This window comes from Halarcobacter mediterraneus (assembly GCF_004116625.1).
GTDB lineage: Bacteria > Campylobacterota > Campylobacteria > Campylobacterales > Arcobacteraceae > Halarcobacter > Halarcobacter mediterraneus.
Window position 1 is genome coordinate 262,603 of the sequence record NZ_NXIE01000001.1, and the last position, 14,334, is coordinate 276,936.

General features: G+C 25.7%; 13 protein-coding genes and 1 pseudogene. 9 read left to right on the plus strand and 5 right to left on the minus strand.

What is annotated here, in order from left to right; genetic code table 11:
* Positions 1–9 precede the first annotated feature (9 nt).
* From CP965_RS01375 to CP965_RS01415, 9 genes are read left to right on the plus strand one after another with little or no spacing between them, the layout of a single operon-like run.
* A complete protein-coding gene (locus tag CP965_RS01375; RefSeq protein ID WP_129060239.1) occupies positions 10–1,413 on the plus strand; it encodes a LysM peptidoglycan-binding domain-containing protein in 1,404 nt (467 codons plus the stop codon).
* Positions 1,400–2,215: a septal ring lytic transglycosylase RlpA family protein gene (locus CP965_RS01380; RefSeq protein ID WP_228712653.1), complete on the plus strand. Its 816-nt coding sequence runs from the start codon at positions 1,400–1,402 to the stop codon at positions 2,213–2,215. The genes CP965_RS01375 and CP965_RS01380 overlap by 14 nt, the downstream gene beginning before the upstream one ends.
* Before the next feature lie 8 nt (positions 2,216–2,223).
* Complete coding sequence (gene hisB / locus CP965_RS01385) at positions 2,224–2,796, plus strand: imidazoleglycerol-phosphate dehydratase HisB (RefSeq protein WP_129060240.1); 573 nt, start codon at positions 2,224–2,226, stop codon at positions 2,794–2,796.
* Positions 2,793–3,290, plus strand: coding sequence for a KdsC family phosphatase (locus CP965_RS01390; RefSeq protein ID WP_129060241.1), 498 nt, complete (start codon positions 2,793–2,795; stop codon positions 3,288–3,290). The genes hisB and CP965_RS01390 overlap by 4 nt, the downstream gene beginning before the upstream one ends.
* Positions 3,281–3,811: a hypothetical protein gene (locus tag CP965_RS01395; RefSeq protein ID WP_129060242.1), complete on the plus strand. Its 531-nt coding sequence runs from the start codon at positions 3,281–3,283 to the stop codon at positions 3,809–3,811. Before CP965_RS01390 ends, CP965_RS01395 begins: the two co-directional genes overlap by 10 nt.
* 12 nt (positions 3,812–3,823) lie before the next feature.
* Positions 3,824–4,318 carry an LptA/OstA family protein gene (locus CP965_RS01400; RefSeq protein WP_129060243.1) on the plus strand — a complete coding sequence of 165 codons (495 nt, stop codon included), beginning with the start codon at positions 3,824–3,826 and terminating at the stop codon, positions 4,316–4,318.
* Positions 4,315–4,917 (plus strand): ribosome biogenesis GTP-binding protein YihA/YsxC, encoded by a 603-nt coding sequence (yihA, locus tag CP965_RS01405; protein ID WP_129060244.1) that lies wholly within the window; start codon positions 4,315–4,317, stop codon positions 4,915–4,917. Before CP965_RS01400 ends, yihA begins: the two co-directional genes overlap by 4 nt.
* A complete protein-coding gene (locus tag CP965_RS01410; protein WP_129060245.1) occupies positions 4,907–5,368 on the plus strand; it encodes an N-acetyltransferase in 462 nt (153 codons plus the stop codon). The genes yihA and CP965_RS01410 overlap by 11 nt, the downstream gene beginning before the upstream one ends.
* A complete protein-coding gene (locus tag CP965_RS01415; RefSeq protein WP_129060246.1) occupies positions 5,365–7,488 on the plus strand; it encodes an ATP-binding protein in 2,124 nt (707 codons plus the stop codon). Before CP965_RS01410 ends, CP965_RS01415 begins: the two co-directional genes overlap by 4 nt.
* Before the next feature lie 3 nt (positions 7,489–7,491).
* On the opposite strand, the gene CP965_RS01420 is transcribed toward CP965_RS01415, so the two are convergent.
* The 5 genes and pseudogenes from CP965_RS01420 to fliP form a co-directional block, all read right to left on the minus strand.
* Complete coding sequence (locus tag CP965_RS01420) at positions 7,492–7,986, minus strand: redoxin domain-containing protein (RefSeq protein ID WP_129060247.1); 495 nt, start codon at positions 7,984–7,986, stop codon at positions 7,492–7,494.
* Positions 7,987–8,064: 78 nt separating this feature from the next.
* Positions 8,065–11,262 (minus strand): annotated as a pseudogene (locus CP965_RS14300) (efflux RND transporter permease subunit).
* Positions 11,255–12,013, minus strand: a complete 759-nt coding sequence (locus tag CP965_RS01435; protein ID WP_129060250.1) for an efflux RND transporter periplasmic adaptor subunit — start codon at positions 12,011–12,013, stop codon at positions 11,255–11,257. Before CP965_RS01435 ends, CP965_RS14300 begins: the two are co-directional and overlap by 8 nt.
* The gene (locus CP965_RS01440) at positions 12,010–13,359 is read right to left on the minus strand and encodes a TolC family protein (protein WP_129060251.1); all 1,350 of its coding nucleotides are present in this window, start codon (positions 13,357–13,359) and stop codon (positions 12,010–12,012) included. The genes CP965_RS01435 and CP965_RS01440 overlap by 4 nt, the downstream gene beginning before the upstream one ends.
* A 180-nt stretch (positions 13,360–13,539) precedes the next feature.
* Positions 13,540–14,271, minus strand: a complete 732-nt coding sequence (gene fliP / locus CP965_RS01445) for a flagellar type III secretion system pore protein FliP (protein ID WP_129060252.1) — start codon at positions 14,269–14,271, stop codon at positions 13,540–13,542.
* Positions 14,272–14,334: the final 63 nt, after the last annotated feature.

Consider the following 14,334-nt stretch of genomic DNA (forward strand, 5'->3'; position numbering starts at 1 on the left):
GGATAGTATTTGAGAAAACTTGCTTTATTATTTGCCCTTTCATTTTACTCGTACGCTTCGTTAATTGGTTCTAGTTACTCACAAAGAGATTTAAGTATTTTAGAAAATTTAGATATTAACCCTTCATTTATTACAGACTATAAACTTCAAAAAGTTTATGAACAATATCAAAGTAAATATAATTCGAATAACTATATTGAAAAGTTAAATGAGGCTTCTTTATTTGTACCTAAAGTAAAAGATATTCTTAGACAAGAAGGAATACCTGATGTATTTATATATATGGCAATGGCAGAATCTAACTTTACAATTGATGCAAAATCAAGAGTGAGAGCAACAGGACTTTGGCAATTTATGAGTGCTACAGGAAGAAGATATGGTTTAGAAAATAATTTATATGTTGATGAAAGAATGGACTTAATTAAATCAACAAGAGCTGCTGCAAAATATTTAAATAGATTACATACATTATTTGGGAAATGGTACTTAGCTGCAATAGCTTATAACTGTGGTGAAGGTAGAGTTATAGAAGCAATTACAAGAGCTACAATAGATTTATATGTTGAAAAAAATCCTAAAATGAAAAATAATGAAAAGATTAAAGAATATAGAAAGATAATAAGAGCTTATCAAGAAAGAAGAGTTAGATTTAGAGAACTTAGAAAAGTTTATAATAGAGTTAAGAAATGGGGAATAGAACCAGATATTAATGATTTATTAAAAGTTCAAACAGTTGTAAGTAGACAATATATTCCAAGTGAAAGTAGAAGATATATTAGAAAAATTATCTCTTTAGCAATGATGAAATCTCAAAGTTTTATAAGACATGATGAAAATTCGCACTTACTTAATATGGGAATTTCAACAACGGTAGCTACTGTTCCTGTTAAAGGTGGACTTCATTTAAGAAATATTGCCCAATCAATTGGAATGACTTATGATGAGTTGTTAGGTTTAAATAAGCATATTAAACAATCAATAATTCCTCCTAATGAAGAGTTATATGAGATTAATATTCCATATAGTAGATTAAGTAGATTCAATGAGAATAAAGATACTATAAAAGATACTCAATATCTAGTACATATAGTAAAAAGAGGGGATACTTTATATGATCTTTCAAGAAAATATAATATACCTTATAAGATTATAAAAGACTATAATAAATTAAAAACAAATCTTTTGTCATTGAAACAAAAAATAATTCTTCCTATGCCTAAAAGTATGTACAATAAAATCAAACTTTCAAGTATTAAGAAAAAGGTAAAACAAATTAAAAAATACACTGTTAAAAGTGGTGACTCTTTATATTCGATTGCAAAAAAATATAAAATTAAAATTGATAAATTAAAAAAAGATAATAATTTAAAAACTTCACTTTTAAGAATAGGAGATAAGATTGTTATTCGATAAATCTTTAAAAATAACTATTTTTAGTACCTTATGTACAACTTTTATTTTTACAGGATGTTCTACAAAAACAACTTCAGGTTATTATATCCCTTTTGTAAGTAAAGAATCTTCTTCGAGCACAAATAGAAATCTTAATCCTTTAGGGGAACAAGAAATTAGAAATTCAAAAGCAATGCATCGTGCAACAATGAGACCTTATAAAGTTCATGGGAAATGGTATTATCCTACACTGGCAAAAGTAGGGGATTCTCAAAAAGGTATTGCATCTTGGTATGGACCAAATTTTCATGCTAAAAAAACCTCTAATGGAGAAGTTTATGATATGCATGCAATGACTGCAGCTCATAAAACTTTACCTATGAATACTATGGTAAAAGTAGATAATTTAGAAAATGGGAAGTCAACTATTGTAAGAATAAATGATAGAGGACCTTTTATTACTGGAAGAATTATTGATTTATCAAATAAAGCTGCTCATGCAATCAATATGGTTGGAAAAGGAACTGTTAGTGTAAAAATTACGGTTCTTGGGTTTAATGCTAAAATTGCAAAAACAAAAGAAGAAAAACAACAAACAGCAAGTGTTGGAAGATATTATGTTCAAGTTGGTGCTTTTAGTAAACTTGAAGGTGCAAAAATTACAAAAAGAAAATTTGAGTTAATTTTAGAAGATAGATATAGTGTTATAATTAAAAGTACAGATTTAAATAGAGTTTGGATTAGTGGTTTTAGGTCTGAAGAAGAAGCACAGGATTTCAAAGAAGCAAATGGATTAAGTGGTGCATTAATTATTGCAAAATAGGAACAAATATGATAGAAATTAATAGAAAAACAAAAGAAACAGATATTAAATGTAAATTAGATATTCAAGGGAATGGAACTTCAAATATAAATACTGGAGTTGGTTTTTTTGATCATATGTTAGAAGCACTTTCAAAACATAGTGGTATAGATATTGATTTATCATGTGAAGGTGATTTACATATTGATGCACATCATACTGTAGAAGATTGTGGTATTGTTTTAGGGAAAGCTTTAAAAGATGAGATTTTCCCAATTAAAAATGTAGAAAGATATGGTAATGCTACTGTTGTTATGGATGAAGCTTCTACTACCTGTGCTTTAGATTTATCTAATAGACCTTTTTTAGTTTATGAAGTGAATTTAAGTGGAAAAGTAGGAGAGTTTGATGTTGAACTCGCTGAAGAATTTTTTCATGCTATTGTTATGAATTCAGGTCTTACTTGCCATATAATAAATGAAAGAGGAAGAAACAAACATCATATTTTAGAAGCCAGTTTTAAAGCTTTTGCTGTTGCTTTAAGACGAGCAATGGCTAAAAATGAAAAACTAGGAGTTCCTAGTACAAAAGGTGTTTTATGATTGAGTTACTTGTTCTTGATGTTGATGGAACTTTGACTAATGGACAAATAACTTATACTAATAGTGGAGATGAATTAAAATCCTTTGATGTTGCCGATGGTTTGGCAATTGCTACTTGGACGAAGAAACTTGGTAAAAAAGTAGCTATTATTACAGGAAGAACTTCTAAAATAGTAGAAACAAGAGCAAAAGACTTAAATATAACTCATCTTTATCAAAAAGTTGATAATAAAGATGAAGTTCTAGAAAATATTTTAAAAGAAGAAAATTTATCTTGGAATCAAGTTGCTGCAATTGGTGATGACTTGAATGACTATAAAATGTTAAAAAAAGTTGGTCTTTCTTTTACTCCTGCAAATGGTTCAAAATATATTAAAGATATAGTGAATATACAATGTAAAGCTTTTGGTGGAAGTGGTGCAGTAAAAGAAATGATAGAATATATTATAAAAGAAGATGGAATTGAAGAGGAATATGTAAATTCATGGTTGTAAGAGTTTTTGTAGTAGTACTTTTAATTTTATCAGTAGTTAGCTATTTTATACCTGTTAATAATAGTACAAAAAATGATTCAATTGATGATATGCCTCTTTTAGTATTTAAAGATTCTACAATGTATACTCTAACAACAGAGAATATGAATAGAATAGTTTATTCAAAAGAAGTTCAAAGATTTAGAGATAGAGATGTTATGTATGAAGGTGCTTTAACTTTAAAAGGAAAAGATAAAAATAATAATGATATTACTGATATTTTATATTCAGATATTATCATAAAAAAAGCTGAACTTTATAAATTTTTAAAGAATGTAAGATTTAGAAGAGATGACTTTGTTACTTTAAATACAGATGAATTGTTTTATGATTCTTTGAAAGAAGTAGCAACAAATACTTTACCCTTTTATGGTACTTATTATAGTAATAAAATTGAAGGAGAGAGTTTATATTTAGATATGAACTCTTATCATATGAAATCAAATAATACTCATTTTGAAATAGAAATTGAAAAAAATTAAAGGAAATATTTAATGAAATTATTATTAAAAGTTGCATTGATTTCTACTTTTCTTTTTGCTAATGCAAATACAGAGAAACTCATAATTGATGCAAAAAACTTTGAGACAGATGATAGTAAAGGTGTTTCAATATTTACAGGAAATGTAAAATTGAAGATGGCAAAAGATAAACTAAACTCTGATAAATTAGAAGTTTTTATGAAGCCTAAGTCTCAAGGTAAAAATGTAGAGCCTTTAAAATATATTGCTACAGGAAATGTAAGTTTTACAATTTTTTCAAATGGTAAACATTATGAAGGAAAAGGTAGTAAAGTTATTTATGATCCAAAAAAATTAGAGTATACTGTTATTGGTAAAGGTTATTTAAATGAAGTAACAGAAAGTAGAGAACTTTATGGAGAAAAAATTTTTATAAACCAACAAACAGGAAGTGCTAAAGTTAGTGGTACAGATAATAAGCCTGTTAGATTTATTTTAAATATAGAAAGTAGTAATAAAGAAAAATGAAAATAGTAGATGCCCAATTTTTAACATCAGCACAAAGTATTATAGACTCTCCTGCTCCAGATAAAGCAGAAGTTGCTTTTTTAGGTAGATCTAATGTAGGAAAGTCTTCTTTATTAAATACTTTAACAAATAGAAAAGGTTTAGCTAAGTCTTCTTCAACACCAGGAAAAACTCAATTAATAAACTATTTTGATATTAAGTTTAAAACCTCAAATGAAGAGTTACCTTATCTTTATGCAAGATTTGTTGATTTACCTGGATTTGGTTATGCAAAAGTCTCTAAAAGCTTAAAAAGAGACTGGAATAAAAACTTAACAGGTTATTTAGAAGAAAGACCATGTTTACAAATATTTGTTCATTTAGTTGATGCCCGACATACAGAGTTAGAAATAGATAAGAATGTGGATGATTTTTTACAAACAATAAAAAGAGGAGACCAAATAATTATTCATGCTTTTACAAAGATTGATAAATTAAAACAAAATGACTTACAAAAATTAAAAAGAGCATACCCTGATGGAATTTTTATCTCAAATTTAAAAAAAAGAGGTTTAGAGCAACTTCAAAATAAAATTACAGGATATCTCTTTGGAAATTAATTTTGTTAAACCTGATGTAAGTCATATAAAATCAATGCAAGAACTTGTAAAAGAAGAAGTAGAGAATGGAAATATTCTTTTAAGAACAGAAGATGAAATGGCTAATACTATTAGGTCTTATACTTTGGTTGAAGTAGATAGTAAGATAGCTGGATTTACTGCTTTGCATATTCATTCAGCAAGGTTAGCAGAAGTAAGAAGCTTGGTCGTATCTAAAAACTACAGGGGACTTAAACTTGGAAAAAAATTAGTAGAGGCCTGTATTACTGAAGCTAAAAAGCTAGGCTTGGAACAAATTTTATCATTAACATATGAAAAAGGCTTTTTTGAAAGTTGTGGTTTTCATGAAATTGCAAAAGAGGATATTCCTGAACATAAAATTTGGGCTGATTGTATTAGATGTAAGCATTTCCCTATTTGCGAAGAAATAGCGATGGTATATGACTTATGAAAAAAACTCTGCTAATAATATTAACTTTTCCTTTTATATTATTAGCAGAAACTAATTTTTCTTTTAAAACTAATTTAATTAAACTTACTAAAGAAGAAAAACTTTTCTTAATTGAAAAAAATATTGATTGTGTTGTTAGCAAAAATTGGCCTCCTTTTATTTTTGAAGATAATAACAAACTAGTTGGAATTTCAAAAGACTTTTGGGATTTGATCAAAAATAAAACTTTAATTAGTTCTTCATGTCGTGATGTTGGTACCTTTCACGAACTTTTAACTTTAATACAGAATAAAAAAGCAGATATTAGTTTATCTTCTGCAGTAAGTGAAGAAACTCTTGATTTTGCCTTATTTTCTAAACCTTATATTTCTTATCCTCTTGCAATTGCTACAACTATGGATAAACAATATATTTCAAATACTTCTTTACTTAATAATAAAAAAATTGCTGTTGGTAAAAATTATAGTTCTTATCAAATTTTAAAAGCAAAGTACCCTAAAATTGAGTTTGTTGAAGTTGAAAATAATATAGAAGCTTTAAATCTTCTTGCTAGAGGGGATGTTTATGCTGTTGTAGATATTTTGCCTGTTTTATCTTTAATTATTTCAGAATATGGTTTTAAAAATATAAAGATCAGTGGAACAACAGAGTTTAATTTTGATGTTAGATTTATGGTTAGAAATGATTATGAAGAACTAGTTTCAATTATAAATAAGGCAATTGATTCTATTACGAAAGAAGAGTTAAATCAAATCAAAAATAAATGGCTCTCCGTGCGATTAGAAAGTGTTGTTGATTATTCTAGATTTTGGGAAATAGGATTTATTATCTTTTTAGTATTAATTATTTTATTTTATAGACAATACATTCTTAATAAACATAATAAAAAATTACAAGAAGCTAATGAAGAAATAGAAAAGAAAACCATTGAATTGGAAAAAAAGACTAAGCAATTAGCAAAACAAAAAGAGTTGTTTGAAAAAATTTATAATGAATCAACTGATGGCATTTTTTTAGTAGATTTAAAACAAAATAGAATTATTGATTGTAATGACTCTGCTTTAAAAATATTAAAATATACTTTTAAAGAAGAGTTTATTCAACTAAAATTAGAAGATTTTTTCCCTTTTAAACAAGCAAATGGAATATCTTCAATTTTTAGAATATATAAAATGATTGATATAGCAATAGAAAAAGGTTCAAACTCTTTTGAGTTTATTTTTAAAAATAAAAAAGCCCAAAATATTTGGTTAGAAGTTGTATTAACAACTATTAATTTAGATGATAGTAATTTAATGCATGTTGTTTTAAGAGATATTGATAAAAGAAAAGAGATGGAAGAGGAACTGAATATCCTTACTTTTAATTTAGAAGGAAAAGTAAAACAAGAAGTAAAAAAGAATGAGGAAAAAACAAAACAATTGTTACAGCAAAGTAGATTAGCCCAAATGGGAGAAATGATTTCTATGATTGCCCATCAATGGAGACAACCTTTAACTGCAATATCTGCTACAACTAATAATTTACTTCTTAGAATGATGATAAAAGATAGACCAAAAGATGAAGATTTAGAAAAAGAGATATCTTTGATTTCTGATTATTCTCAATATCTTTCTAATACAATAGATGATTTTAGGAACTTTTTTAAAAGTGAAAAAGAGAAAATTGATATAACTTTAGAAACTATCGTAAACAATTCAATTTCAATTATTAAAAATTCATTGGAATCAAATAGTATTAAATTGTCTATAGACTACTCTTGTAATGAAACAGTAAATGTTTTTGCATCAGAAGTAAATCAAGTAATTTTGAATTTAATTAAAAATGCAGAAGATGCTATTTTAGAAAGTAATTTAGAAGAAGGAGAAATAAAAGTATCAACTTTTTGTGAAGAAGCATTTTGTTATATTACTATAGAAGATAATGCAAAGGGAATTCCTGAAAAGATTATAGATAAAATCTTTGATCCTTATTTCTCAACTAAAACTTCAAAAGATGGTACAGGTTTAGGTTTGTATATGAGTAAAATTATTATAAAAGATCATTGTGGAGGAGAGTTAATAGCATCAAATAGTAAAAATGGAGCTATTTTTACAATAAAAATACCTAAAAGTTTATAAGAATTAATTACTCCACCACATTCTTAAATATAATCCTAAAGTTGAAGTATAGCCTACTTCACTAAAATTAAGATTTTGGTTTTTATCATAGATAAAAGTTGTAGGAAAAGCTTTTATATTAAATTGTTTTGTTAAAAAACCATCTTCATCATTTACTACTTTAAAAGTAAGATTGTTTTTTTCTAAGTATTTTTTTATTTCTTTTTCATTTCCTGATTGTGTGGCAATAGTTATTACTTGATAGTTTTTTGAAACTTTTTCAATATTACTTGCTTCTAATTCGCAAATAGGGCACCATGTTGCCCAAAAATGAATTAAGAGAGGTTTTTCCTTATCTATAAGATATTTCTCATTATTTAGAAGTTTAAATTCTTGTATATTTAACTTTTCTTTATTTAAATCAAGAGACTTATAATAGCTCACAATATTTAATACAATAACAAAAATTACTGTATATTTAATAGTTTCTTTTATATATTTTTTTATTTTACTATTCATTTAAAACCTTAGAAGTATTTCCTTATGATTATTTATAAATCATAAGGAAATTTTAGCATTTTAGTATAAAGTGAATGTTTATAATATTTTATATATATGGTTTTTTATTATAACTGGTACAAAAAACATTGATACTACATATGAAATTAATGTTCCACCAATTAATGCAACCCCAAGTCCTCCAAAAACTGCATCAGTTGCAAGTAATGAAGATGCGAATACCATTGTTAAAACAGTTAGAATAATAGGTTTAGATCTGGTTGCTGTTGCTTTTGCAATGGCTTGATTTATAGTTAGTCCTTCATTTTGAATTAATTGTTTTGTAAAATCAATAATTAAAGTAGAATTTCTTGAATTAATTCCAATAAGTCCAATAAAACCAATCAAAGAAGTTGCTGTTAGGTAAAAGGTGTCATTAGTAATAGTATCCATAATAATATGTGCAAAAATTACTCCAATAATTGAAATAAAACTAGCTAAAACTATTCCTCCTGAAATAGCGAAGCTTTTATAGTAAACAACCATTAAAAAGAAAATTAAAACTAAAGCTATAATAAATGCTCCCCCTAAGTCTATAAAAGTATCTATTGTTACTTTTAATTCTCCATCCCAGATAAGTTTAAATTTTTCATTAGTTTGCTTGTTTATAAACTCTAAATTTAACATATCACTTTTTATCACTTTATAGTCTTTATCAAAATTATTTAAAAAATCATCTCTTGCATCAAGTAAAGGATATATTTGACTATCTTTGTTTGTTTCAGCTATTACATTTATAAATGGAGTTAAATTTTTAGAAGTTAGCGTTGCTTCTGTTTTTGTTTTTGTGATTTTAACAAGTTCATTTACTGGTATTAAATTTCCATATTTATTTACAAGTTTTAGTTTTGAAAGTTCATTTAAAATGGCTTCTTTATTATTTGTATCAAATATTCTATTATCATCAAGCCTTAAGAAAATAGGTATTTGACTTTGTTTATTACTTTCATTAACAGCTGCAACACTTAAGCCTTGGTAAGCTAAATATATAGTATTTTTAACTTGTTCTAAAGAAATACCACTTTCAATAATCTTATTGTTGTCTAAACTTAATTCGAATTTATCAAGTTCATCATCTGCCATAACATCTACATCTACCAAAGTTTTTTGCTTTTCTAAAACTTTTGCTACTTTTTTTGAAAAATCTCTTCTGCTGTCAAAAGAGTTTCCTCCATAAACTTCTGCAACAATTGAGGCTAAAACAGGAGGACCAGCTGGTAATTCTATTAATTTGATATTGGCTTCATAGTTAGAACATTTTTCTTGAAGTTCTTCTCTAATTGAACTTACAAAGTTATAACTAGTAATATCTCTATCTTTAAATTTTTTTATATTTACAACAATTTCAGCTTGAGATTGTTTATCCTTTAAAGAACTTTGTTTTACTAAAGCTGCAAAGTCTAAAGGTTGTCCTTGCCCTAGAAAAACTGAAATATCTGTAACAATATCTTTGGTAATCAAAATTTTTGAAATACAAGAAGTTACTTCTTTTGTTTGATTTAATGAAGCTTTATCATGTAAATCTACATAAACTGAAAAAGTATCAGAATCCTTACTTGGTAACATTTTAGCTTTTGTAATCTCTATAGGAAAAGTAAGTACACTAAGTAAAAATAAAATAAGTGTAATTACATAAACCATCAAGGATTTAAAAGGATTTTCTAAAATTGTATAAATAAAATTTTCAAGTTTCATATAAATCCTTTATAAAAATTTCTTAACTAAATAAGGAGTAAACATATATGCAACAATTAATGAAACAATAAGTGCAATTGGTACAAATACAGGAAGAGGGTTCATAAATTGTCCCATCATACCTCCTACAAAAAACATTGGAATAAAAGTCATAATAATAGCTATTGTTGCAATATTTGTTGCATTTCCAATTTCATTTGTTGCAGTTATGGATAAGGTTTTGATATCAGTAGTTTTTTTATCCTCTTTTCTATGCCTAACTATATTTTCAATTACAATAATTGCTGCATCAACAAGCATACCTAAACTTACAATTAAAGCAAAAAGAGTGATTCTATTTATAGTTTCATCTAAAATAAAACCAATAAAAAGTGTCATTGATAAAATCATTGGAACCAATAATGAAACAATCATAGCTTCTTTAAAACCTAAAGTAAATATTAGTAAAATAGCAATAATTATAATAGAAATTAAAAGATTCTGAACTAAAGAGTTCACAGCATTATTTGCTGTATATCCATCATCTCTTGTAATAACATATTTTATATTTTTATTTTCTAGTTTATTTTCTATACTTTTGATATATTCAAATATCTTTTCATTTATTATTACAGAGTTTGAACCTTTTAATTTTGATATTTCTAAAGTAAGTTGAGAAATACCCTCTTTGTGTTCCTTCGTATATAAAATAGCTTCTTTTTTATTTTGGATATCAAAGCCTTTAGTAACTTTTGCTACATCTTTTAAATAAATAGGGGTATTAAAATTATATGAAATAATAATATTTTCTAAATCTTCTTTTGATTCTATAGCATTTTTTATACTTAATACAGTTAGGTTTTTTTCTTTATTATCACTTTTTATATTAGGAGTAATCTGTGATAAAGCTTTTACTCTTTGGGCAATTGCCCCTAAAGATAAATTATAGCTAGCTAATTTATTTGCATTGAATTCAACATTATATTGATCTTTTTTTTCTCCTTTAAAATCAACTAAAGCTACATTTTCTATTTTGTTTATTTCATGGGAAATCTTACTTATTTCATTATATAATTGAGTCTGAGAGATTTTATTATTATCTACATAAAAAGCAATAGTTGCAATGGGAATATCTGTATCTATATCCATTGTTTTGACAATAGGTTCTAAGGCTCCTTTTGGCATCATATCTATATTCCTCATCACTTGGTCATATAGTTTTAAATTAGAATCTTTTTTATCTTCCCCTATATAATACTGTACTTGAACTATTCCTACTGATTCTTTTGCATAAGAATAAATATATTCAACACCTTTTATTTCTCTTATTTTTTTTTCCAAAGGTTCTATGATAACTTTTTGTATTTCACTTGGTTTTGCACCAGGAAGAGGAACTATTACAGCTCCTCCACTTACTTTTATTTGAGGATTTTCTTCCCTTGGCATAAATTCTAATGAAATAAGTCCTAAAGATAAAATAAAAATACTCAAAATAAAAGTTAAGGGATGATCTATAAAGGTTTTGGCTAACTTCCCTGCAATATTATAGTTAATATCATTCATTATTTTGCCCTAAAATAACTTTACTATACATACCAGGATAGATATTTTTATCTTTTTTATCAAACTCTATTTTTAGTATAAAAGAGTGAGTCATATTTACAGTATTTGGAATAATTGATTTTATCTTTCCTTTTGTTTTATAGTTAATAGAATCAATTATTACTATAACTTCATCATTGATTTTAACTTTTGATAGCTGACTTTCTGAAATAGAAGTTTTTATTTTTAATGAGTTTAAATCTGTTAAAATAAATGCAGGAGAAGAGGGCATAGCTAATTCACCTTCTTTTATACTCTTTTTTATAATTAAACCATCATTTGGTGCTTTAATTTTTAAATATTCATATTGAGTATTTATTTCTTTAACTTTTGCTTGAGCTATTTTTAGCATTTTTTCTGTATTTTTTAGTTTTAGTTCCAAAAGTTCTAAATCATATTTTGCAACTAAATCTTTTTTATATAATCGTTTATATCTTTCATAGTTTAATTTTATATTTTCTAAATTGTTCCTTTGTATTTCATAACTTGATAAGGCTTCATTTTTTAGACTATCAATATTAGAAGAGTCAATTATATATAAGATCTCTCCTTTTTTAACAAAGTCTCCTTCTGAAACATTGACTTCTTTTATATATCCCATAAATTTACTTGAAATGATTTTCTCATTGTCTGAAATAACTGTTCCTGTTAGTTCTTGTGCATATAAGTTTAAACTAGTTATAAAAGCTAGAATCGTTAAAAAATATTTCATTTACTCTCTCCGTTTATATTATTTCCAATTGCTAAATTAAGTTTTCCTTGAGCTAAAGAGTGCTCATATTTAGCCAAAATAAAAGCTGCTTCATTTTCTCTATATATAGCTTCTTGTTTTAAAAGTTCTGACATTGCAATTAATTGATTTTTATACATTTGTTTTGATTGTTCTAGAACTTCATATGCTAAAACCTTTGCTTCTTTTTTTTCTTTTAAAAGTTTTTCTTTTGCTTGAAGATTTAAAGTGGCTTTTTTCAGTTCTAGTTTAATAGCATCTTCTAGTTCTTGTTTTTGTAAGAGAGATTTTTGATATTCAAGTTTACTTTTTTGAAATTCATATTCTCTTGCTGGGTCAAATAGTGGAAACTTTATTCCAATCATAGCTAAGTAGTAGTCTTTCTCACTTGAAAAGTTTACTCTATCATCATTTACACCATACTCTAAGTGAGTATAAATATTTGGATAATATGCTGCTTTATTAAGAGCGATATTTTTTTTATTAATTTGATTAGCAAGGGTAATTATTTTTATGTCATCTCTATTTTTTAAAGCTTTTTCATAAGAATTAGTTGGATTAAGAGAATTATTATATGTTTTTAATCCTTGAATATCTTCTATTTTTTCAATACTTGTTAAGAAAGATAAGTAAGCAAGAGCAAGTTCATAATTATTTTTAGCTTGAGTTAGTTTACTTTGAATATTTAAAGAGTAAACTTTGGCTTGTTTTTTATCTATTTTTGTTACAAGACCTTCCTTATAAAATTCATTTGCAGTTATTTCGAAAATATTAGTAACTTCTTTTGCTTTTTTTATAGCTTTAATATACTCTTTTGCTACAACTGCATTATTATAAGCTTTTAGAACTTCATAAGATAAATCTTTTATATTTTTATTTAAAATAGTCTTTTCTATTTTTTTCTGTAAAGAAATCATATCTTTTTGGTTTGATAATTTAAAGCCAGTAAATAAAGGAATATTATAGGTTACTTTTGTTGTAAAATTATTTCTATTTTCAGGTTGATTTAAATCAAAGGGCTGTGTATCAATAGGTCCTCCAAACTCTGAAAATCCAAAATCTTTAAAGCTAGCTTCCCTTGAAGATAGTTTATAATTAAAAACATAACCTGCATGATTAGTTCTACTAGCTTCATGTATTAAATTTACATTACCATAAGAAAAAGATTTAATCTTTTTTAAATCAGAATTTTTTTGTTCAATATTTATTTTTTGTTGTTTTATTTTTTTACTATTTTCTAAAGTAGCTGCAAGAGCTTTTTCAAAATTTATAGTTTGGGCATTTGCTATTGAAAATATTAATAATATATATAAAAAAAACTTATACATTTGCTCTCCTATAAGTTAAATTCAGGGATTATACTATAAAAAATAAAATATAAGTATTATAAGAAAAAATTATCTATTTTTATTTTCCAATTTTTTAGTTAATAGTGCTAAAAGTAACACTACTATACTTATTATTAAAAAGCTAATGACTTCATTTAAAAAAGTTTCCATAATAAATCTTTATTTAAAGGACTGGGCTAAGTTACCAATAATTAATGACCATCCATCAATTACAATAAAAAAGATTAGTTTTATGGGTAAGGATATCATTACAGGAGGAAGCATCATCATACCTAGAGACATTAAAATAGAAGCAACAATAATATCAATAACTAAAAAAGGTAGAAAAATCAAAAAACCAATTTCAAAAGCTGTTTTTAATTCACTTACAATAAAAGCTGGCATTAATAAAGTTAAAGGTACATCATCAATATTTTTTGGGTTTTCTTCTTTTTTTATTCTATAAAATAGTGCTAAATCTTTTTCACGAGTATTTTTAATCATAAACTCTTTAAAGGGTTTTACACCTTTTTCAAAAGCTACTTCATATCCTATAGTTTCCTCCATATATGGTTTTATAGCATCATCCCAAGATTTTTTAAAGTATGGTTCCATTATAAAAATTGTTAAAATCAAAGATAAAGAGATAATTATTTGACTAGGGGGTGTTTGTTGTAAACCTAAAGCTTGTCTTAGAAGAGAAAATACAATTACAAGTCTAGTAAAACTTGTTACCATTAAAATAAGTGTTGGAGCTAAAACAAGTAAAGTTAAAATAATTGCAATATTAATTGTTTTAACAAACTGAGCAGGTTCTTCAAGTGCAGCAATAGAAAGATTTACTACTGGTGGTGTAACCTCTTGTGCAAATAATGAAAGTGAAAAAATCAATAAACTAAATAATAGTTTCAAAAAGTGTCCTCATTTAAAATAAGAAATTACTATATCTAAAAAATAATTAAATCTCAAAAGTTG

Excerpts from the sequence above, each read along its gene's own strand:
- CP965_RS01420 (WP_129060247.1), bottom strand. The coding sequence starts at position 7,986 with ATGAATAGTAAAATAAAAAAATATATAAAAGAAACTATTAAATATACA.
- yihA (WP_129060244.1), top strand. The coding sequence starts at position 4,315 with ATGAAAATAGTAGATGCCCAATTTTTAACATCAGCACAAAGTATTATA.
- CP965_RS01390 (WP_129060241.1), top strand. The coding sequence starts at position 2,793 with ATGATTGAGTTACTTGTTCTTGATGTTGATGGAACTTTGACTAATGGA.
- hisB (WP_129060240.1), top strand. The coding sequence starts at position 2,224 with ATGATAGAAATTAATAGAAAAACAAAAGAAACAGATATTAAATGTAAA.
- CP965_RS01400 (WP_129060243.1), top strand. The coding sequence starts at position 3,824 with ATGAAATTATTATTAAAAGTTGCATTGATTTCTACTTTTCTTTTTGCT.
- CP965_RS01435 (WP_129060250.1), bottom strand. The coding sequence starts at position 12,013 with ATGAAATATTTTTTAACGATTCTAGCTTTTATAACTAGTTTAAACTTA.
- CP965_RS01415 (WP_129060246.1), top strand. The coding sequence starts at position 5,365 with ATGAAAAAAACTCTGCTAATAATATTAACTTTTCCTTTTATATTATTA.
- CP965_RS01395 (WP_129060242.1), top strand. The coding sequence starts at position 3,281 with ATGGTTGTAAGAGTTTTTGTAGTAGTACTTTTAATTTTATCAGTAGTT.
- CP965_RS01440 (WP_129060251.1), bottom strand. The coding sequence starts at position 13,359 with ATGTATAAGTTTTTTTTATATATATTATTAATATTTTCAATAGCAAAT.